Here is a 20402-nt window from a genome sequence, read left to right as displayed (position 1 = left end):
GTCGACTAGGCCCTTCAACGCGCCTGTCACTCCCTGTCACCCGCTCGCCATTCCCCAAGGCCGAACCATGCTCGCCCTCAAGATCTCGGTTTATTCGGTCGTCTTCTTCTTTATCGGGATCTTTGTGTTCGGCTTTTTGGCCAGCGACCCCAGCCGCACCCCGAGCCGTAAAGACCTGGAAGATTGATCAGCTGGCACTAGGCAGGCAAGATCCTGATTCTGTTTGTGGGATGATCCCCAAAAGGACCTGCTGCGCCTGATTTAATCGTGCCAATTTCAGACACGCTTCCTTCAACACTTCGGGCTCAAGAAGGTATTAAGGGCTGATGGATTTGGCTGGCAATTCCCACCGAGTGCCTCTGGGGAAATCGCCTTTAAAAAGGCTCGCTCACCAACTATTAACAGCTGCTTGCCTATCCGTCCTATTCGCTCCAGAGGCTCTGGCAGGTGAAATTCCCAGCCAGCCTGGGGCGGTCAAAGCCTCTAGTTCCGTTATTCCTGCTCCCAACTTTGCTGTAATCAAGGCCGATCAGCAAGGCTACGACCAGCAACTGGGCCGGTTTGTTGCCACCGGCAACGTAGAAGCCCGCTTCAATGGCTGGCGCCTGCTGGCAGATCGAGTCGAACTGGCAGAAGCCAGCCGCAGTGTCTACGCAAGCGGGCAAATTCGCCTGATCAAAGGAGATCAATACCTACAAGCAAGCCGTCTGCGCTATAGCGAACTAGAAGACAGCGGCGAACTTGACGACGTCTATGGCGTTATCGAGCAGGACACCCTTGCCCGGGAAATCAATTTTAAAGAGGTCAACTCCCCAGATCCCAACGCCAAAACGAACGGTCTGCCGTCTAACTTCAGCCAACCAGCGTTTGCCTGTCCGCCACTCAGCACAGATCCTGCCAATAGAACGCTGGTGCGGGTGTTGCCACCAGGTCGCAGCAGCCTGCCCACCATGCCAGCGCCAGCCGGCTGCCCTGGCAGTGAGCTCTCGACTCCAGCTCTATCTCTAAATAGGGCACTGGAATCAGTTGCTTTCGGCCCCCCCCAAGCGGGCGGCCCGCAGGCACAGGCGATCTCGATGGGATCTGGGAAACCTGTCGTTAAAGCAACTGAGATCGAGCAGCTGCCAGACGTGGACTCAAAGGTGAGCAACGTGACGTTCCAGCAGAGCTGGAGCACCAGCCTGAAGCTCGACCTGGGAGCCGTTATTGACACCACGGACTCGCTCAACAGCAATGGGCAGGGCTACCGCCCGCCCGCAAACAAAGCGGGCACGATCAGCCGCATTCGCTTTCAAGGAGCCCAGATCCAAATCAGAGGCAACCGCTGGACTGCCGAACAAATTGCTTTTACCAACGATCCCTTCACTCCTGCCGCCTCTTGGAGCCTGGCCCGCAAGGTGGTGGCCGTTATGGATGGGCGCGGCGTGACCCGCATCAACAGCCGCAGCAGCCAGATTCTGCTGGACGGCAAAGTTTCTTTGCCGGCAATCACAAACACAACCATCGGCGCCGAAGAAGCTCGTTTTGCCTGGGATACGGATAAAGAAGATCGCGATGGCTTCTTTATTGGCTACAATATGGAGCCAATAAAAATAGGCAAGCGGGGCAGCTTGCAACTCCAGCCCCAGCTGAATGTGCAGCGGGCCATCGAAGGCCGTACCAGTAGCTATGTGCTTCCTGGACAAAGCCTGGCTAATCCCACCAGCGAACAGACCGCCAAGCTCGCAGATATGTTCGGCCTGCTGGCGGGACTCAACCTGCCCATGGGCTGGCTCTCATTAAATGCTGAAGCCAGCCTGTCTACCCTCAACCCAGACAACTTCCGATCCGGCATCCGCAGCACCAGTCGCCTGACGGCTCCACTCAACCTGCCCGGCCATACAAGCGCAAACGCTGATCTATTTGGATCCTATCGCGAGCGCATTTACAATGGCAGCCTGGGACTTCAAACCGTAGTTTATTCCTATGGCGCCAATCTAGCTGGCAACGTGGTCTTGAATCAGCCCAAGGCTCAGGCTGCCCCCCCAAAAGCTCCCTACTTAGCACCGGTGAATCTCAACTGGGCAGCCCAATCTGGAGTCTACGAAGCAACATTATTTGAAGCAAACACCCTTGATTCTTTATGGCGTAGCTATGCCAACCTCGCAGCAAGCACCACCCTGCAGCTCTGGCAGGGCTCTGCCCTTGATGCCAGTGAAGATCCCAAGCGGGGCTTGCGCTATGCACCTGTGCCGGTAGTACCAGGCCTGGGAATCAACTTCGGAGCCAGTGGCTATGCAGCCACATATAGCGATGGAGCAAACCAGAACACCCTCACCCTGTGGGGCGGACCTTCGTTCACACTGGGACAGTTTGATCGACCCGTATTCGATTACACCCGCTTCTCCGCCTCAATCGCTGGCACCTTTTTAAATGGAGCCAGCCCCTTTGGCTTTGATCGCACGGTAGATCTACGCACCCTTAGTTTTCAAGCAGCCCAACAGATCTATGGTCCAATTGTGCTGGAAGCTGGTGCCACCTTCAACATTGATAATGGCTCCGAATTCTATGGCGACGTTTCCTATTCCTATGTGGAATTAAAACTGCAACGCCGCTCCTACGAGCTCGGGGTCTACTACAGCCCCTACGACGGCATCGGCGGCATCCGCATCAAACTCAACGACTTTAACTTCAACGGCAATGGCACACCCTTCGTGCCCAAGCCTAGAAGCCGTTGATGTAAGGCAACGATGCAGCGGTGCGAGCCAGCTCGCCGTCGTTGGCCAGCAACTGGGAGGTGGCATCCCATTGCCCAGAAGCCAGCATCTGCTGGGGACCGGACTGGAGTTCTAGCTGCCAAAGCTGCCCCCGTGAGGCTTCCAGGGTGGCCTTAGCCAGCGACAAGCTCAGCTCCTGGCCAGGATCGGCAATCAGCGACTCTTGCAGACTCAGCACGCTGGCGTGGGATGAGGTGAAACAGGGGATTCCCAAGGCCAGACAGTTGCCATAGAAGATCTCAGCAAAGCTTTCCCCCACCACCGCCCGGATGCCCCAGCGCATCAACGCCTGGGGAGCATGCTCACGACTTGAGCCACAGCCAAAGTTGCGGTTCACAACCAGCACAGAGGCTCCCTGCAGCCCTGCTCGATCGAAGGGATGCTCCCCAGAGAGCTCGGCCCGATCATCGGCAAACACCTGCTCGCCAAGCCCATCAAAGGTGACACATTTAAGAAAACGGGCTGGAATGATTCGATCGGTGTCAATGTCGTCACCGGCGATAACAACGGCGCGCCCGCGCACAGCCGAGATAGGGCCAAAGGGAAAGCTGGAGGTGGTCATGGCCGCGGTCATGGCGTGGTGTTAATCATCTGGCGCACATCACACACTTTGCCGGCAATTGCGGCCGCAGCCACCATCGCCGGACTCATCAGCAGGGTGCGGCCGGTAGCCGAGCCCTGGCGACCCTTGAAGTTGCGATTACTTGAACTAGCGCTGATCTGGCGGCCCTCAAGCCGGTCTGGATTCATGGCCAGGCACATCGAGCAGCCGGGCTCACGCCACTCAAAGCCAGCTTCCCTAAACACCTGGTCAAGCCCTTCAGCTTCCGCAGCCGCCGCCACCTGTTCAGAGCCAGGCACCACAAAGGCCTTGATGCCCGGAGCTACATGGCGTCCCTTGGCCACCGCCGCAGCCGCCTGCAAATCGGACAGGCGCCCATTGGTGCAGCTGCCAATGAAGCAAACATCCACCGCTGTGCCTGCAATCGGAGTGCCGGGCTGCAGATCCATGTAGCGGTAGGCCTCCTGGGCCAAGGGCCGCTCATCCGGCTCTGTCTGCTCCATGGTTGGCACCGTTTCATCAACGCCGATGCCCTGGCCGGGGGTGATACCCCAGGTGACTGTCGGCGCAATTGCCGCAGCATCGAAGCGCACCTCATCGTCAAAAACTGCGTCTGCACCACTGGCCAGGCCACGCCACCAGGCCACGGCCCGCTCCCAGGCTTCAGCCTTGGGGGCATAGGGCCGGCCTTGCAGGTAGGCAAAGGTGACGGCGTCGGGGTTGACATAGCCGCAGCGGGCACCGCCCTCGATTGCCATGTTGCAGAGGGTCATGCGCTCCTCCATCGTCAAAGCATCGATGGCTGGACCGGCAAATTCGTAGGCGTAGCCCACACCACCTTTGACACCCAACACCCGGATGATGTGCAACACCAAGTCCTTGGCATAGACGCCCGGCTGCAGCTGACCCTCAACCCAAATCCTCCGCACCTTGAGCTTGCCCATCGACAGGCTCTGGCTGGCCAGCACATCGCGCACCTGGCTGGTGCCAATGCCAAAGGCAATCGCCCCAAACGCCCCGTGGGTGGAGGTGTGAGAGTCGCCGCAGGCGACGGTCATACCCGGCTGGGTGAGGCCCAATTCGGGGGCAATCACATGCACGATTCCCTGGCGGCCGCTGCCGAGGCCATGCAAAGGGATGCCGTAGTCGCTGCAATTGCGCTCGAGGGTGGCGAGCATCTCCTCAGCCAGGGGATCAGCGAAGGGGCGCGCCTGGGATGTGGTGGGCACGATGTGATCAACCGTGGCCACGGTGCGCTCGGGGAGTCGCACCGGTAGGCCCAGATCTTTCAAGGCAGCAAAGGCCTGGGGGCTGGTCACCTCATGAATCAGGTGCAACCCGATAAACAACTGGGTGGAGCCGCCAGGCAACTGGGCCACCCGATGCAGATCCCAGACCTTGTCGTAGAGGGTGCCGGCACTCACGAAAGGTCCGTTCGACTGAGGCTTAAGCCTAAAGCTGCGCCCCGGGGGCGTCGGCCAGCCGCAGGCGCAAGCGATTGAGCGCTTCACCGCTCGTCAACCGCTGGATCCAGACCCGGCCACGCGTGGCGCCAAAGCGCACTGCCTCGCTGCTGCAACCATCAGGGCCGGCAATGGCGATATGCACAAGTCCTACCGGCTTCTCAGTGCTGCCACCCCCCGGGCCGGCGATGCCGGTCACAGCAATTGCCCAGGTGGCACCAATTGCACGGCGAGCGCCCTCAGCCATGGCGATAGCCACCGGATCGCTCACGGCGCCTTGGCTCTCAAGCAGCGCCGGCGGCACCCCAAGCAACGCCTGCTTAATCGAGTTGGCATAGGCAATCACGCCACCAACAAAGCCATCAGAGGCTCCGGGCACCGCCGCCAGTGCCGCCCCCAGCCCCCCGCCAGTGCAGCTCTCAGCTACAGCCAGCGTCTCACCGCGGCGGCGCATCTGCTCAAGCACCACACTGGCCAGGCTGTCGTCATCGGCGCCGAAGCAGGCCCTCCCGGAGCGGGCCCGGATCTGCGCCTCAAGCGGAGCCAGCAGTACCTGGGCTTCAGCAACGCTGCCTGCCCTGGCCGTGAGTCGCAGCTTCACTTCACCGGCGCCGGCGTAGGGAGCCACAGTTGGGTTTTCTAGAGCCAGCAGATCGGCCATCTGCTCAGCCAGAGCCGACTCGGAAACGCCCCAAAAGCGCAACATGCGACTGGCGAACACCCCCTCAGCCAAACCAGCTGAGCGCAGCCATGGCTCTGCGGTGCCAGACCACATCGCCTCCATTTCGCTTGGCACGCCAGGGAAAGTGAGCACCGTGAAACCTGGCTGAATGCCCGGGGCCGCAGGCGGGGTCCAGATCATGCCGGGGGCGGTGCCGGTGGGATTTGGCAACACCGCCGCCCCTGCGGGCAGAAATGCCTGCTTGCGGTTACTGGGGGAACAGAAACGGCCGCGCGCGCCGATGCGGGCCTGGATGTCAATCCAGATCTCTGGGTGCTCCACCAGGGGCGTGTCAAAGGCAGCAGCGATAGCTTCTGTGGTTAGGTCGTCTGGGGTCGGGCCGAGGCCGCCGGTTGTGATCAACACCCGGCAGCGACCTGCCGCTTCCCGAACCGCGGCCATCAGACGCGTGCGGTTGTCACCAACCACGCTCTGGCGCTGGTGGGCGATGCCCAGGGCCGCCAGCTGCTCCGCCAGCCAGCGGGCATTGCCATTGGTGATGTTGCCGAGCAGTAGCTCGGTGCCGATGCAGAGAATCTCGGCGCTCACAGCCTCACAGCTCCCGAGTGGCCGCAGGCTGCTGCAAGGCCCGGCGAGTGCTAACCAGCACCCAGATCAGCACCGCAGTAGCCAGGGCCAGCCAGAGAAAGCGCAATTCAGCATTCACCAGCACCAGGGCCAGGGAGCCCAACCACTGGGTGAAGGCATAAATGAGCAACACGGTGCGGCGATGGCTCAGTCCCGTCCTCAGCAGCCGGTGGTGCAGGTGGCGTCGATCGGGATAGAAGGGAGAGTGGCCTTCGCTGAGGCGCCCCATGATCACTGCCGACATGTCGGCCAAGGGCAGCGACAGGATCAGCAGAGGTAGTAGCAGGCTGACGCTGGTGAGCCCCTTGGCCGGGCCGACAATGCTGATCGCCGCCAAGGCAAAGCCCAAAAAATAGGAGCCGCCGTCGCCCATGAAGATGCGGGCAGGGTTGAAGTTGTGGCGCAGGAAACCGAGGCAGCTACCGGCCAGCGCCGCGGCCAGCAGGCCAGCAGCAGGCTGATGCAGGCTGAAACTCACCGACAACAAACCCACTGCAGCGATACCGCTCACGCCCGCCGCCAGACCATCGAGACCATCAAGCCAGTTGATGGCGTTGGTGATACCCACCAACCAGATCACCGTTGCCAGCAGGCTGAGCCAATCTGGCAATGGCAGCAGCAGATCAGAGCCTCCCCACCAGCCCATGGGGATCTCGATGTTGCCGATGCGCACACCCTCGTTCCAAGCAACCATCGAAATGGCCAACTGGCCGGCCAAACGGGGCAGGGGCGGCAGGGCATAGAGATCATCTGCCAGCCCGATCAAGAAAAAGCAAAGGGCTCCAGCCAGGGTGGTCCAGATCAACTGGTCCTTTTCAGCGGGAAGGTTGGCGAACCCACCCAAGGCCCAGGTGAGACCCAGTGCTGCACTAAAGGCGATAACAATGCCGACCCCTCCAAGGCGCACCATGGGAGAGGTGTGCTGCTTGCGGGAATCGGGAGCATCCACCAATCCCAAGCGCAAGCCTAGCCGGCGTACCACTGGCACCACCAAAGCCGTGCACAGAGCAGCAACGGCAAAAGTGAGCAAGGCGGCCGCGTTGGGGCTGTAGGCGAGGGTCACTGAACCAGACCGAAGCAAGCCGAAAAATGGCCTTCAGCAAACAGCTTACGGGCGTTGAAGTGGATCAAGCGTGCTGAAGCTCACGCGCTGCTGCGTAAAGCGGGAAGCGCTCACAGAGAGCCGCAACCCGATCGCGGCAGCGCTGCTCAATGGCGCTGTCTTCGGGATTGAGCAGGCGATCAGCAATCACATCGGCCACCTCGCGGAAGGCGGCTTCGTCAAAACCGCGGGTGGTGCAGGCAGCGGTGCCCAGGCGCAGGCCGCTGGTCACGAAGGGCGACTGGGGATCGAAGGGCACCGTGTTCTTGTTGGCGGTGATGTGCACATCACTCACCAGCAGGTCAGCCACCTTGCCTGTCATGCCGATGCCGCGCAGATCCAGCAGCACGATGTGGTTGTCGGTGCCGCCGCTCACCACGGCGATGCCGCGCTCCTGGATGCGCTCGGCGAGGGCCTGGGCGTTGGCAACTACCTGCTGGCTGTAGACGCGGAAGCAGGGCTGTAGGGCCTCACCAAAGGCCACCGCCTTGGCGGCGATCACGTGCTCAAGTGGCCCGCCCTGGCTGCCGGGGAACACGGCCTTGTCGAACTGCTTGCCGAACTCGGCATCGCGGCAGAGGATCAGGCCGCCGCGGGGGCCCCTCAGGGTCTTGTGGGTGGTGGTGGTCACCACGTCGCAATGGGGCACGGGGTTGGGGTGCACGCCCGCCGCCACCAGGCCGGCGATGTGGGCCATATCGGCCAGCAGGTAGGCGCCCACCTCATCGGCGATGGCGCGGAAGGCCTGGAAATCAATGGTGCGTGGGTAGGCGGAGTAGCCGCACACGATCAGCTTGGGCTTGTGCTCCAGGGCCAGCTGGCGGATGGTGTCGAAGTTGAGCTGCTGGGTGTCGGGGTTCACGCCGTAGTGCACGGCCTTGAACCACTTGCCGCTCACGTTCACCGGGGAGCCATGGGTGAGGTGGCCGCCATGGCTGAGGTCCATACCCAGGATCGTGTCGCCGGGCTGCAGCAGGGCCAGGAACACCGCGAAGTTGGCCTGGGCACCGCTGTGGGGCTGCACGTTGGCCCAGGCGGCACCAAACAACTGCTTGGCCCGCTCAATCGCCAGCTCCTCGATCGCATCAACATGCTCACAGCCGCCGTAGTAGCGCTTGGATGGCAGGCCTTCGGCATATTTGTTTGTGAGCACCGAGCCCTGGGCCTCCATCACGGCTCGGGAGGCGAAATTCTCAGATGCAATCAGCTCCAGGTGGGTTTCCTGGCGCTGTAGCTCCTTTTCAATCAGCCCGGCGATGGCGGGGTCTCCGGCAGCTAGGGACTGGTTGAGGGCAGCACCGCCGGGGTTGGTCATGGTTAAGGGTTGAATCGTTTGATGATCGTAAAGACCGGAGCCGGGCATCGGATACCTCAACGTCGAAGCCAACCCACAAAAAAACCGCCCTAAGGCGGTTTTGAAAGAAGCGCGCCTGGAGAGATTCGAACTCCCGACCCTCTGATCCGTAGTCAGATGCTCTAATCCGCTGAGCTACAAGCGCATGGGTCCATTTTCACCGCACGGAGGGCCCATCCGTCAAACACCCCGTCCTCGCCTCCCCATCAATGCCCATCCGCTGGTACGGCCCCGCCAACCCCGAAGACCCCACCTACAGGCACTTCGAACGGATCGTGAACCTGACGCTCCACGCCGCCCTATTCGCCGCCCTGAACAGTGGCCTCTGGTTGGTACAGGAAATGCGTCACCCCTGGGCCCACCTCAACTGGCTCAGCCTGGGTTGGTTGGTGGTGTTGCTGGCTCACGCTGGCGCTGTAGTGGTTCTGCGTCCAACCCCCCGGCCATGACCCTCTCCGCCACAGACCTCAAAGAACTGGAACTGGTCCTGGCAGATCGCCTTTATGTGCAAGTTGCCAGTTGGCACCTCTACCTCGGCGACGCCGGCCTGGCCCAGGCCCTGGCGATCGAATGTTCCGCCCGACTGGACCAGGGGGCGGAGGTGTGCGCACGCCAGGCCCTTGAGGCGGTGCAGGTGCCGATCGGCGCCGGTTCCACCCGGCTGCCCCTGGCTCGGCTGGTGCCCGCCGGCCAGCTGCGGGATCTCGAAGAGGTGCTGGAGCAGTTTTGCCGATAAGGTTGCGGGAACTGGCGACGGGCTGTGCTGGTCATTGAGGTAACCAACGCCCGCGATGTGGTGCGTCAACGCCTGGGTCGCCTGGGCGGACGCCTAATTGGCAAGGTGGTGGACGCCGAGGCCCAGGTTGAAAAAGCCCTGATTCAGGAGCTAGAGACGGCCTTCAAGGAATTTGGCATTGAGGCACGCATCTTTTCGGTGGACGGCCCCCGGATGCTGGGTCGCTCCCACCTGGAGATTCCAGTTCAGGTGCGAGCTGAACGGGACGTTCGCCTCGACCCCTAGCGACTGGCGCCAATTCGAGGCAAGCGATCCCGCAACTGGTCGGTCAGATCCTTGACCTCTGGCACCTGGGCAAGGCTGGCCACCACGCCATAGATCAGCACACCCACTCCGCCGGCAAAGCTGCACTCCAGCAGCCGGCCCCAAAGACCAGTGGGCCAGGCCACAGTTACTGACACGCCCCAGGCCACCAGTCCGGCCAGTACGGCAGCACCGAACAGCAGCATCGTGTCGCGCAGCCACAGCCGCAATGGCAGCCCGCCGAGCTTGGTCTGCAGCGCCAGCAGCAAACCCACACAGGTGATCAGATTCACCGCCACGGTGGCCAGCACCAGGCCGGCGGCGCCGCAATAGAGGCCAGGCAGCAGCTGGGTAGCGCCGGGCACCGGTCCGCCCACGAAAGCCCAGCAGAAGAGCGCATTCAGCCCAATCCCCGCCATCGACCAGCGGAACGGGGTAACCCCATCGCCGAGGGCGTAAAACACCCGCACCAGCACGTCGCGAGCCAGATAGGCGGGCATGCCGATGCCGTAGGCCATCAGCAGGTTGCCCACCAACTCCGCAGCACCGGCATTGAAAGCTCCCCGCTCATAGATCAGAGCCACGATCGGCAAAGCCAGCGCCACCATCAACGCCCCCAGGGGCAGCATGCTGGCGTTGGAGAGCATCAGCCCCTGGCGGATACGACCGACCAGCTCAGGTCGATCGTCCGGTGCCGTCAGCCGGGCATAAACCGGCAGTAGCGGCACCAGCAGGGCATTGGAGAGCAGCCCGAGGGGCGTTTGCACGAGCAGGTTGGCGTAGCCCAGACCCGCCGCCGCCGCCGGGATGCCCGAAGCGAAAAACAGGGACACAAACACGTTGATCTGCAGCATCCCCGAGGAGAGGGTGGCGGGCCCCATCACCTGCAGCACCTCGCGCACACCGGGGTCCCGCCAGTCCCACACCAGCTGAAAGCGTTGCAGCCCTTGCCGGGCCAGGGCTGGCAGCTGGATCAGCCACTGCAGCACCGCCCCCAAAGTTGTGGAGCCGGCCAGCACCACGCCGCCAAGCACCGCCGTGGTGGGCAGGGTGATCGCTGCACCGAGCTGCCACCACAGCACAGCGATACCAGCGATCACGGCCACGCTCGAGAGCAAGGGGCTCACCGAGGGCAACCAAAATTCATCAGCAGCATTAAGGGCTCCAAAGCCGAGGCCGATCAGCCCGGCAAATAGGGCCATCGGCGCCATCCAACGCAGCTGCAGTACGGCGATGTCGTGGCGGGTGGCATCCAGGCCCGGGCCCACCAGGGTGATCAGGGGGCCAGCGAACACCAGCAGCAACACCGTCACCCCGAGCAACCCCGCCCCCACCAGGGTGTTGATTGCTGCCAGCACGTAGGCGCCCTCCTGGCGGGGCCGGCGGGCCAGCACGCTCACCATGGCGCTGTGGAAAGGTCCGTTAATGCCGCCCAGCAGGATCAGCAGAAAGCCGGGCAGCACGTAGGCGTAGTTGTAGGCGTCGTAAGCCGCGCCAACGCCGAAGGCTGCTGCAATGGCTTGCTGCCGCACCAAGCCGGCCAACTTGCTGAGGGCAGTGGCCACTGCCACAACCAGGGCAATGCGCCTGAGGGACTTTGCCATCAAGTGGGACCCAAGGCCCGGGAGTTGGCGGCAGTATGGCTGGCCTGCTCCAATCCACCCCACTCCGCCCGCCATGGCCACCTGCGTGCTCAGCCTCGGCCCCCTGGTAGAGGGCACCTTGGTGAAGCGCTACAAGCGCTTCCTCGCCGATATCGAACTAGAAAACGGCGAGCTGGTCACGGCCCACTGCGCCAACACCGGGCCGATGACCGGAGTGCTGCACCCCGGCGGAAGGGTGCGCTTGCGCCACGCCCCTTCCCCCAGCCGCAAGCTTGCCTGGACCTGGGAGCAGGCCCAAGTGCCTGGCGCCGATGGCACGCCCATCTGGGTGGGCATCAACACGGCCCTCCCCAACCATCTGGTGCGGGCCACGATTGAGTCCGGTTGCCTGGAGCCCTGGCTGGGGCCGATCGCAGCCATCCGAGCCGAGGTGCCCTATGGCGAAGGGCGCCGCAGCCGCATCGACCTGCTGCTCACCCCAGCGGAAAACGCCGCCGATGCCAGGCCGATCTACCTGGAGGTGAAAAACACCACCTGGAGCGAAGGGGAGCTGGCCCTGTTCCCAGACACCGTTACTGAACGGGGCCAAAAACACCTGGTGGAGCTGATGTCCCTGCTGCCAGAGAGCCGGTCCGTACTGGTGCCCTGCCTTAGTCGCGGCGATGTGAGCCGCTTTGCCCCGGGCGACGCGGCCGACCCACGCTATGGCGAACTGTTTCGCCAGGCCCTGGCAGCGGGCGTGGAGGTTCTGCCCTGCCGCTACAGCTTCAGCGCCAGCGAGGTGAACTGGCATGGAATTGCGGCTGTGGAAACCCACGGTCCCGCCCTTGGCACTGGCTAAGCGCCACAATCCCGCGATGCTCCCGTTCCACTGGCTCACCCAGACCATCGCCCTGGGCCTGGGCATTTCCTTCAGCCCACTCAACATCGCTCTGGTGGCCCTGCTGCTGCTGGGCCCCAACCCGCTGCGACGCTGCTCCACCTACCTGGGGGGCTGGATACTCGCCAACGGTGGAGCGCTGGCAGCGGTGGTGCTGGTAGGCAGTCGCTTCAGTTGGGCCATGCAGCTGGGCAGCCGCGGCCAGGTGCTGATGGACCTGATCGGTGCCGGAGCCCTGGTGGCCTTGGGGCTGTTCCAGCTAACCCCTGCAGCAGCCATCGGTGAGGAGAGCTGGGCGATGCAACTGATGGGCCAGCTGCCCGAGCTCGACTGGTTTCCCCTGCTCGGGCTTGGGGCCGGCTGTGCCTTGATCAGCCCGGAAAATCTGGTTTTTTACGCCAAGGAAGGGGGCATGTTGCTCACCAACCACACCTCCCTGCGCGGGGATCTGGAGGTGGGCGCCGTATTTGTGGCCGTAACCACCTCGCTACTGCTGCTGCCACCACTGGCCTGGCTGCTGAGCGGCGGCAGGCTGCGTCAGCCCCTGAGCCGCCTCAACGACTGGCTTGTGCATCGGGCCGAATGGCTGGTGGGAGTGTTCGCCCTAGTGCTGGGGGTCTATCTGGGCTGGCAGGGAATTGAGGGCCTCCACCAGATGACCCTGGGAGCCGCAGCTCTGACCTAAGTGGCCCATAGAGTTGATTCACCGAGACCTCGACGCTGTGGATACCCGCGCCTTCAAACGCTCCTTGCACCACTCGGAGCGTTACAACCGCCGAGGCTTCGGCTTGGGCAATGAGGTGGCAGGAAGCCTGGAGCAGGCCTACCAAAGCGATCTGATCGCCAAGCTGCGGGAAAGCGGCTACTCGCTCGAGAGCGGCCGCCTCACCGTGCGGCTGGCTGAAGCTTTTGGTTTCTGCTGGGGCGTAGAGAGGGCAGTGGCGATGGCCTACGAAACTCGGCGCCACTACCCCACTGAACGGATCTGGATCACCAACGAAATCATCCACAACCCTTCGGTCAACGATCACCTGCGCGACATGAACGTGCTGTTCATCTCCGTGGAAGACGGCATGAAAGATTTTTCGGAGGTTGCCAGCGGTGATGTGGTGATACTGCCTGCATTCGGCGCCACCGTTCAGGAGATGCAGCTGCTAAGCGAGCGGGGCTGCCACATCGTTGATACAACCTGCCCCTGGGTCTCCAAGGTGTGGAACACGGTGGAAAAGCACAAAAAGCACTCCTTCACCTCGATCATCCACGGCAAGGTCAAGCACGAGGAAACCCTCGCCACCAGCAGCTTCGCCGGCACCTACTTGGTGGTGCTCGACTTGGCTGAAGCCCAAATGGTGAGCGAATACATCCTCGGCAATGGCGATCGGGAATCATTCATGGCCCGCTTTGCCAAAGCCTGCTCGCCCGGCTTTGATCCCGACCGCGATCTGATCCGGGTGGGCGTCGCAAACCAGACCACCATGTTGAAGAGCGAAACCGAAGAGATTGGCCGCCTGTTCGAGCGCACCATGCTGCAGCGCTTCGGCCCCATTGAGCTCAATGAGCACTTCCTGGCCTTCAACACCATTTGCGACGCCACCCAGGAGCGCCAAGACGCCATTTTCGCCCTAGTTGATGAGCCCCTCGACCTGATGGTCGTGATCGGCGGTTACAACTCGTCCAATACCACCCACCTGCAGGAGATCGCCGTCAGCCGCGGCATCCGCTCCTTCCACATCGACACCCCCGAGCGCATTGGCCCTGGCAACCGCATCGAGCACATGCCCCTAGGGGGCGAGCTCGAAATCGAGCTGCCCTTCCTGCCCGCAGGTCCAATCCGAGTGGGCATAACCTCCGGGGCTTCCACTCCCGACCGGGTGGTGGAAGACGTGATCGAGCGGCTGATCGAACTCTGCGAAGCCTGAGCCGAACCAAGGTGTCCGGGTGTCACAGCGGGCGGCACTTAGGCCCACCGCGGGCTTTACATTGATTAAAAAACGTCTTGAACAAGTCCGGCATCCTGCTGCCAGGGCTGGTCAAACGCCAGGAGTTGCCGTTGTTGCCTTTGTCGTTGTCAACCGCACCAGCCCAACCGTCGTCCAAGGGAGAACTCGGCTCCGGTCTGTTGCTACGCCACAGCGATGATCCGAGGGTCCGGCGCTATGCCAGTGCCTTTGCCGACGTGATGGAAATGCGGGCCAGCGCGCCCGTTGTCTCCGAATACCTCGATCACCACGAGGGTTGGTTTCGCCGTTGCGCTGCCCCGATGACTGTGGAACCCCTCGGCAAGCGGGGCTACGCGCTGACTTTGGGCACCTTTGGCAACTTCGGCTTCGAAGTGGAGCCCACCATCGGCCTGGAATTGCTGCCCCAAAACCAGGGGCTTTACCGAATTCTGACCGTGCCCCACCCCGGCGGCGATCCCAAGCTTGAAGGGCTTTACGACGTCGAGTTCAACGCCTCGCTGCAACTCGACAAAGCCAATGATGCTGCCGTCGCTTCCAACGATCCCCGGCCCCAAACTTTGGTGCGCTGGGAGCTCGACTTGAGCGTCTGGGTACGCCTACCCGGGGTGATCACCCTGCTGCCTGATGGGCTGGTGCAGTCGAGCGGCGACCACCTGCTGCGACAGATCGTGAGGCAGATCTCTCGCCGGCTCACCTGGAAGGTGCAGGAAGATTTCCACGGCAGCCACGATCTGGAGTGCCCACCCCGGCGAAGCGCCCAGTTCTAAATCAACTGGGCTGTCTTTCTTACTTGAGACCTAGAACCGAAGCCAGCACTCAGGCCGGGCGGTTTTCCCAGATTTTGTTGAGGATCTGAAAGCCACTCACCGCCTGCCACAGAAACAGGGTCATCATTGCCATGTTGAGGCCCACATGGACCTTGCGGGCGATCAGATTGCCCTGCTGCATCAGGGAGGTAAGCGACACCGCCAGGGCGATCAAGCAGGTCATGCCAATGCCCACAAGCAGGTGGGGGCCCACAAATAATTTGCCGTTATTGAGGTAGGTAACGGCCATACCGCCGAAGGTACCCAGCACGGTGATCGCCAGGATCAGGCTGCCGATCTGGAAATGGCGCTTGGCAAACTGCCCCTTGATCAGCTGCTTGCGGGTCTCAGCATCTGCGGTGCGGGTTTTCTTGGCCTTGATGCCAAGCAGCATCCCGTAGCTGGAGAGGGCCAGCAGACCCAGCATCAACAGGGGATGGAGGAAGTTGAGGTTGTAGGCGAGGGCTTCGGGCATGGCGTCAGAGGGGGCCAAGGGATGGCTGCGGCAAGTGCCCAGCAGAACAGGACTTATGGAGCGAAACTACAACTCACTGCGCCCCAGCAAGGGCGTTAATGAAGAAAATGACGGCGACCGGTTACCACCATCGCCAAGCCAAGGGCATTGCAGGCAGTGATCGAATCGGCATCGCGCACGCTGCCGCCAGGCTGAATCACAGCAGTGATGCCCTGACCAGCGGCCAGCCGCACGCTGTCATCGAAGGGAAAGAAGCCATCGCTAGCAAGCACCGCGCCCCTGGCCCGATCCCCGGCCGCTGCCAAGGCCAGCCTGGCCGAGCCAACCCGATTCATCTGGCCGGCGCCAATGCCCAGGCTCTGACCACCCTTGGCCACGGTGATGGCATTGGAGCGCACGTGGCGGGCCAGCTTCCAGGCAAAACCGAGATCGTCGAGCTCTTGGGCTGTGGGCTGGCGTTCGCTCACCACCTGCCAGGCCGCGCCATCAACCGGTTGATCGTCTAGCTCCTGTACCAGTACCCCGCCCAGCAGGGTGCGCAGCTGACGCCTGGACGCCAGAGCGATCGCCGCAGGATTCAATTCCAGCAGGCGCAGATTGGCTTTCGTGGCCAGCCGCTCCGATGCCGGTCCGTCAAAGCCAGGCGCCACTACACATTCAAGAAACAGGCTGGTCAGCAATTCGGCGGTGGCTAGATCGACCACACAGTTGATAGCCACAATGCCGCCGAAGGCTGAGAGCCGATCGGCGTCAAGGGCCCGGCTGAGGGCAGCGGCGCCGTTGTGGCCGATTGCTACGCCGCAGGGGTTGGTGTGCTTGACCACAACCGCCGCGGGCTGGGCCCCGGGGCCGTAGCCAAACTCCCGCACGGTGGCTAGAGCCGCATCCAGATCGATCAAGTTGTTGTAGCTGAGCTCCTTGCCCTGCAGTTGCACCGCGGCGCCCCAGCCGGCAGCGGGCTCGCTGTGCCAGGTGGCCTGTTGGTGGGGGTTTTCGCCGTAGCGCAGGCTCTGGCGGGCGGGCAGTTCCAGTCGCAGGGGCGCCGCCACCGCTGAGGGGAGCTCGGCTGCGCCGGCCAGCTGGCCCGCAAGCCAGCTGCTGATCGCCGTGTCGTAGCTGGCGGTGTGCTGGAAAGCTTCCAGCGCCAGCTGGCGCCGCAGGGCAGCGCTGATGGCTCCGGTGCGCAGGCACTCAAGAAAGGGTCCGTATTGGCTGGGGCTGGTCAGCACCACCACATCGGCGTGATTTTTGGCCGCTGCCCGCACCATTGCCGGTCCACCGATATCGATGTTCTCGATGGCGGTATCGAATGCCACCTCGGGGTTGGCAACGGTTTCTCGAAATGGGTAGAGGTTGACCACCACCACGTCGATCGGGGCAATGCCCTGGGCCTCCAGATCAGCCTGGTGGCTGGGCTCGCAGCGGCGGGCCAGGATGCCGCCATGGATGCGTGGGTGCAGGGTCTTGACCCTGCCGCCCAAGATCTCAGGGGCCCCGGTGTGCTCCGCCACCTTGGTGACCTCAAGCCCGGCCGCCTTGAGGGCCGCAGCGGTGCCGCCACTTGAAATCAACTGATAGCCAGCCTCCAGCAGCCCCTCGGCCAAGGGCACCAGGCCCTCCTTATTGGAGACGCTTAGAAGGGCCGTGGGGGCCATGGCTGCCAAACGTGCAGTTATAAGGGCCAACCTACGCAGCAATCGATCCCCCGCCATGAGTAGCCAAACCAGCCAGCCCAACGACCAACTGATCCGCAGTGGCCCGGATCGGTGTGACCGGCGCCTTGTGCTGCTGCACGGCTGGGGAGCGGATGCCGACGACCTGCTCGACCTGGCCGAGGTGCTGGTGGGGCCAGCGGTGAGCGTGGTGGCCCTGCGGGCACCACTGCCGCATCCAAGCGGTAGCGGCCGCCAGTGGTACGACCTGCAACAGCCAAATTGGCCCCAGCTACCTGCCGCTCGAACCCAGCTGCTAGAGCGGCTCCTGGCCCTAGCTGTAGAGGTGCCCCTGCAGCAAACGGCTCTGCTGGGCTTCTCCCAAGGCGCCGCAATGGCTCTTGATGTGGCCACAGCCGGCAGCGGCCTACCCCTGGCCGGCCTGATCGGCTGCAGCGGCTACCCCCATCCCGGCTGGCAACCAACCGCAGCATCCCTGCCAAAAATCCTGCTCACCCATGGCGAACAGGATCCTGTGGTGCCCTACGGAGCCAGTGAGGCCCTAAAAGGGCAGTTGCAACTCGGTGGCATCGACACCGAACTGGTTGGCTTTACAGGCGGCCACACCATTGACAGCTGCCTGTTTCCTGCCCTGCGGAGCTACTTGGCCAGCAAGTGGTCATGCTGAACAACCAGCGGCCCAGATGAGTTCCGCCAGGGCAAAGCCAAGCTCAGACGAAGGCGTATTCGTACTCCTCCATTTCTTCCCAGTCGTCGGCGGCGAGGGCTTCGATGCCTTCGAAAAGCACCTCCTCACCGATGCGGTCGACGATCGTGCGCAGTGAGGGAAACAGGAAATGGTTTTCCTCGGCGTATTGGGCGCTGAACAGGCCCTTTTCGCCCCAGAAGAAGCGATCAGTGGTGTGCTCGTTGCGGCGCACGTTGAGAATTGCTGGGGGCACCAACAGCTCCTCAGCAATGAAGCGGCGTGCTGCCGTGACCGGCTTGTGGGAGCCGGTCTCGAGATTAAAGGTGGGGACATGCGCCAGCACCCGCTGGCCTGCGAGCCGGCGACGGCTAATCCGCTTGCGCTTTTTGGACATTGAACTGCTCCCGAGAAGGAGGAATTAGGAGAAGGAAAAGAAACCGGAGGGGGAACGGACAGTGGGAGCGCAAGACATGCGCAGCGTCCGTGACTCAGCCCACCCGCACCCCCCAAAATTTGGAGAGCGGGGCGACGCCCAAACGTTCTGTTGTCCGAGAGAGTCAGCAGGCCCAGGGGTCAGCGACGCCACACCCCGCCCATTCGGGGTGCAGAACAACAGGAAGCAAGATCGGCGAAAGTTGGATCTGTTACTGCTGTAGCCTGAATTGCCTAAATGGGCAATAGAGGGTGAGGGCGTCACGACGACGAGCAGCTGCCCGCTTGCGGACCGCGCCGTATTGGTCGATACCGCTCATCTTAAGACTTTTTTCTGGTTTTCCCACGCCTTATCCAAACTTATTGGAAGAGGGCCAGGGCTGAGGGCAGCAGATGCAAGTCTCCAACCGCTTTCTCGCCCTACTGCGCTTCCAGCTAGCCCAGTTCGCTGATCGCAGCGACCTCAGCTCCCTAGTGGTTTACGTCACCCAGCCCGGTGAAGCCAACGCCCCCATCCTGGTACCAATCGGTCAATGGCCGAGTGATGGCCGAGCCCTGCCTGCGGTCGAAGCCGGCAGTCCGCTGAGCCTGCCAGCGGAGGAGCGGCGCTGGCTGCCGCTGCGCCATCAAAGGGTGCTGCTGGGCGCGATCCAGGTGGAAACCAGCGTGGTGCCCTGGCCAGACAGCCTGGGGCAGCGGCTCCAGGCTGTCGCCCTGTGTCTTACCGAAGCGCTCTGCCTTGATCTGGAACAACAGCAGTTGCAGCAGACCCTCGAGCAACAGCAAGCCGAAATGAGCCTGCTGTTGCACCAGCTGCGCAACCCTCTCGCCGCGCTGCGCACCTTCGGCCAACTACTGCTGCGGCGCCTCGAACAGGACCAGCAGAACCGACCGCTGGTGGAAGGCTTGCTGGCGGAAGAGCGCCAGCTCAACCGCTACGTGGATGCCCTCAGCCAGCTGGGCCGCCACGAACAAGCCGCCGTAAGCGGCGAGGCGGCGCCACCCCTGCTACTTCCCCCCGGGCTGGTGGGGCCCGAGGGCCAACCCCTGCTCGACTGGCTTCAGCCCTTGGTGCAGCGGGCTGCTGCCACGGCCTCTCTGCAGGGCCGCCCCTGGCATCCGCCATCCTGCTTGCCCAACTGGCACGGGGACAGTGGTGCCGTGGCTGAAATTTTGGCCAACCTGCTGAACAACGCCTTCCTGTACAGCCCCAGCGGCACGGCCATCGGCCTGGACTGCCAAGCCCTGGCGTCAGGGGACTGGCAACTGACAGTGTGGGATGGCGGCGAGCCGATCGCCGAAAACGAGCGCCATGCCATCTTTGAACAGGGTTTCCGGGGGCGGCAGGGGCAGAGGCGGCCGGGGACGGGGCTGGGACTGGCCCTGGCCAGGGATCTGGCCCGCAGCCTCGGTGGCGAGCTCAACCTGGTGTTGCCGCCGGCAGCCGTTGCCCAGCAACTGCCCGAGCGGGGCAACGCCTTTTGCCTCAGGCTGCCAGCCGCGGCCCCAAGCCCAGCAGCAGGGCCATGAGCAGCAGAGCCAGAGCTTCTGTCCATTCGACACAGGCTCCGTAGCTATCGCCGCTATGGCCGCCGAGACGGCGGCCGAGCCATAGGGGCACGAGAACCGCTGGCAGCAAACCCACCCCCTGGGGCCAGGGCCAGCGGGTCCAGGCCGCTAGCCCCAGGGCCAGGGCGAACACCAGCAGGGCCGGCACCAGTTCCGCGGCCAGACCCCGCCAGTGCTGCCGGTGAAAAGCAGCACTGCCCTGCTGCCTCAAATATGGAAACCACTGCATGGCCAAAAGGGGTGACACCCGGCCCCAGAAAGCTGCCCAGAGCATGGCCATCGGGGCAGCGGCCCCTAGGCAAAGCAGGGCTGCTGCCTTGAGCAGCAGCACCACCACCAGGGCCTGCACCCCCGATGCGCCCACCCGGCTATCTGCCATCGCCTCCAAGGCCCTAGGGCCGGCGCCCAAGCCATCGGCCGTATCCATTGCGCCATCAACGTGCAAGCCACCGGTGAGCACCAACCCGAGCGCCAGCACCAAGGCCACCTGGGCTCCAAGGGGCAACCAGCCAGCGGCAAGCCACCAGAAAAGGCCCTGCAGCCCGCCCAGTACCAGGCCGATCAGGGGCGCGAAGCGGGCTATGCGCTCAAAGCGCGGCGGCACTCCTGGCCAGGCAGGCAGCACGGAATAAAACACCCAGGCACCGGCCAGATCGCCCAACCAGCCGGGAATCGCCCCAGAAAAAGACTTCGGCACGGGCTCTAGCAAGCGACACCTAGCGTCGGGAC

The 20402-nt window shown here is 63.0% G+C and carries 21 protein-coding genes and 1 tRNA gene; 11 read left to right on the top strand and 11 right to left on the bottom strand.

Annotated elements, in window-relative coordinates; translation table 11 throughout:
• Positions 1-67: 67 nt before the first annotated feature.
• Together KBY72_RS06805 and KBY72_RS06800 are read left to right on the top strand one after the other, a co-directional pair.
• A complete protein-coding gene (locus tag KBY72_RS06805; protein ID WP_006172424.1) occupies positions 68-187 on the top strand; it encodes a photosystem II reaction center protein I in 120 nt (39 codons plus the stop codon).
• Positions 188-332: 145 nt separating this feature from the next.
• The gene (locus KBY72_RS06800; protein ID WP_254993297.1) at positions 333-2717 is read left to right on the top strand and encodes a DUF3769 domain-containing protein; all 2385 of its coding nucleotides are present in this window, start codon (positions 333-335) and stop codon (positions 2715-2717) included.
• Here the strand turns inward: KBY72_RS06800 and KBY72_RS06795 are convergent.
• From KBY72_RS06795 to KBY72_RS06770, 6 genes are all read right to left on the bottom strand, one after another.
• Entirely contained in the window at positions 2704-3318 is a 615-nt protein-coding gene (locus tag KBY72_RS06795; protein ID WP_254993296.1) for a 3-isopropylmalate dehydratase small subunit, read from the bottom strand. The genes KBY72_RS06800 and KBY72_RS06795 overlap by 14 nt on opposite strands.
• A gap of 8 nt (positions 3319-3326) precedes the next feature.
• Entirely contained in the window at positions 3327-4742 is a 1416-nt protein-coding gene (gene leuC, locus KBY72_RS06790; protein ID WP_254993295.1) for a 3-isopropylmalate dehydratase large subunit, read from the bottom strand.
• A gap of 28 nt (positions 4743-4770) precedes the next feature.
• Positions 4771-6051 (bottom strand): competence/damage-inducible protein A, encoded by a 1281-nt coding sequence (locus KBY72_RS06785; RefSeq protein WP_254960388.1) that lies wholly within the window; start codon positions 6049-6051, stop codon positions 4771-4773.
• A 4-nt stretch (positions 6052-6055) separates the two neighbouring features.
• Positions 6056-7153 (bottom strand): glycosyltransferase family 4 protein, encoded by a 1098-nt coding sequence (locus KBY72_RS06780; RefSeq protein ID WP_254960387.1) that lies wholly within the window; start codon positions 7151-7153, stop codon positions 6056-6058.
• A gap of 64 nt (positions 7154-7217) precedes the next feature.
• Positions 7218-8507: a serine hydroxymethyltransferase gene (gene glyA, locus KBY72_RS06775; RefSeq protein ID WP_254960386.1), complete on the bottom strand. Its 1290-nt coding sequence runs from the start codon at positions 8505-8507 to the stop codon at positions 7218-7220.
• Positions 8508-8617: 110 nt separating this feature from the next.
• Positions 8618-8691, bottom strand: a tRNA-Arg gene (locus KBY72_RS06770).
• A gap of 64 nt (positions 8692-8755) precedes the next feature.
• Between KBY72_RS06770 and KBY72_RS06765 the strand changes: the two genes are divergently transcribed.
• From KBY72_RS06765 to KBY72_RS06755, 3 genes are read left to right on the top strand one after another with little or no spacing between them, the layout of a single operon-like run.
• A complete protein-coding gene (locus KBY72_RS06765) occupies positions 8756-8995 on the top strand; it encodes a hypothetical protein (RefSeq protein WP_106632274.1) in 240 nt (79 codons plus the stop codon).
• Positions 8992-9282, top strand: a complete 291-nt coding sequence (locus tag KBY72_RS06760; protein WP_254942928.1) for a DUF3181 family protein — start codon at positions 8992-8994, stop codon at positions 9280-9282. The genes KBY72_RS06765 and KBY72_RS06760 overlap by 4 nt, the downstream gene beginning before the upstream one ends.
• A gap of 24 nt (positions 9283-9306) precedes the next feature.
• Entirely contained in the window at positions 9307-9567 is a 261-nt protein-coding gene (locus tag KBY72_RS06755; RefSeq protein WP_254935140.1) for a cytochrome-c oxidase, read from the top strand.
• Here the strand turns inward: KBY72_RS06755 and murJ are convergent.
• The gene (gene murJ / locus KBY72_RS06750; RefSeq protein ID WP_254960385.1) at positions 9564-11189 is read right to left on the bottom strand and encodes a murein biosynthesis integral membrane protein MurJ; all 1626 of its coding nucleotides are present in this window, start codon (positions 11187-11189) and stop codon (positions 9564-9566) included. The genes KBY72_RS06755 and murJ overlap by 4 nt on opposite strands.
• A gap of 73 nt (positions 11190-11262) precedes the next feature.
• Here murJ and sfsA point away from each other — a divergent pair, with 73 nt between their 5' ends.
• The 4 genes from sfsA to KBY72_RS06730 all read left to right on the top strand — a co-directional run bounded on the left by sfsA (position 11263) and on the right by KBY72_RS06730 (position 14797).
• Complete coding sequence (sfsA, locus tag KBY72_RS06745) at positions 11263-12030, top strand: DNA/RNA nuclease SfsA (protein ID WP_254960384.1); 768 nt, start codon at positions 11263-11265, stop codon at positions 12028-12030.
• Positions 12031-12046: 16 nt separating this feature from the next.
• Positions 12047-12754, top strand: coding sequence for a GAP family protein (locus KBY72_RS06740; protein ID WP_254960383.1), 708 nt, complete (start codon positions 12047-12049; stop codon positions 12752-12754).
• Positions 12755-12791: 37 nt separating this feature from the next.
• Complete coding sequence (locus tag KBY72_RS06735) at positions 12792-13988, top strand: 4-hydroxy-3-methylbut-2-enyl diphosphate reductase (RefSeq protein ID WP_254960382.1); 1197 nt, start codon at positions 12792-12794, stop codon at positions 13986-13988.
• A gap of 146 nt (positions 13989-14134) precedes the next feature.
• Positions 14135-14797 (top strand): DUF1997 domain-containing protein, encoded by a 663-nt coding sequence (locus KBY72_RS06730; RefSeq protein ID WP_396121815.1) that lies wholly within the window; start codon positions 14135-14137, stop codon positions 14795-14797.
• A 49-nt stretch (positions 14798-14846) separates the two neighbouring features.
• Here KBY72_RS06730 and KBY72_RS06725 read toward each other — a convergent pair whose 3' ends face one another.
• A complete protein-coding gene (locus tag KBY72_RS06725; RefSeq protein ID WP_254960381.1) occupies positions 14847-15311 on the bottom strand; it encodes a DUF4079 domain-containing protein in 465 nt (154 codons plus the stop codon).
• Between the two features lie 95 nt (positions 15312-15406).
• Complete coding sequence (purH, locus tag KBY72_RS06720; RefSeq protein ID WP_254960380.1) at positions 15407-16966, bottom strand: bifunctional phosphoribosylaminoimidazolecarboxamide formyltransferase/IMP cyclohydrolase; 1560 nt, start codon at positions 16964-16966, stop codon at positions 15407-15409.
• Positions 16967-17021: 55 nt separating this feature from the next.
• Here purH and KBY72_RS06715 point away from each other — a divergent pair, with 55 nt between their 5' ends.
• Positions 17022-17651 (top strand): alpha/beta hydrolase, encoded by a 630-nt coding sequence (locus tag KBY72_RS06715; RefSeq protein ID WP_254960379.1) that lies wholly within the window; start codon positions 17022-17024, stop codon positions 17649-17651.
• A gap of 43 nt (positions 17652-17694) precedes the next feature.
• Here the strand turns inward: KBY72_RS06715 and KBY72_RS06710 are convergent, their stop codons facing one another.
• On the bottom strand, positions 17695-18066 hold the full coding sequence (locus KBY72_RS06710) for a DUF3155 domain-containing protein (protein ID WP_106632267.1): 372 nt from the start codon (positions 18064-18066) through the stop codon (positions 17695-17697).
• 431 nt (positions 18067-18497) lie between these two features.
• On the opposite strand from KBY72_RS06710, the gene KBY72_RS06705 reads away from it, so the two are divergent.
• Positions 18498-19634: a sensor histidine kinase gene (locus KBY72_RS06705; RefSeq protein ID WP_254960378.1), complete on the top strand. Its 1137-nt coding sequence runs from the start codon at positions 18498-18500 to the stop codon at positions 19632-19634.
• Here the strand turns inward: KBY72_RS06705 and KBY72_RS06700 are convergent.
• Complete coding sequence (locus KBY72_RS06700) at positions 19591-20370, bottom strand: adenosylcobinamide-GDP ribazoletransferase (RefSeq protein ID WP_254960377.1); 780 nt, start codon at positions 20368-20370, stop codon at positions 19591-19593. The two genes, KBY72_RS06705 and KBY72_RS06700, sit on opposite strands and share 44 nt — an antisense overlap.
• Between the last annotated feature and the right edge of the window lie 32 nt (positions 20371-20402).

The sequence above is a fragment of the Cyanobium sp. BA5m-21 genome, from assembly GCF_024346235.1.
Classification (GTDB): domain Bacteria; phylum Cyanobacteriota; class Cyanobacteriia; order PCC-6307; family Cyanobiaceae; genus Cyanobium_A; species Cyanobium_A usitatum.
Note: the sequence above shows the minus strand (reverse complement) of the source record. Positions and strands in the feature narration are given on the sequence as shown.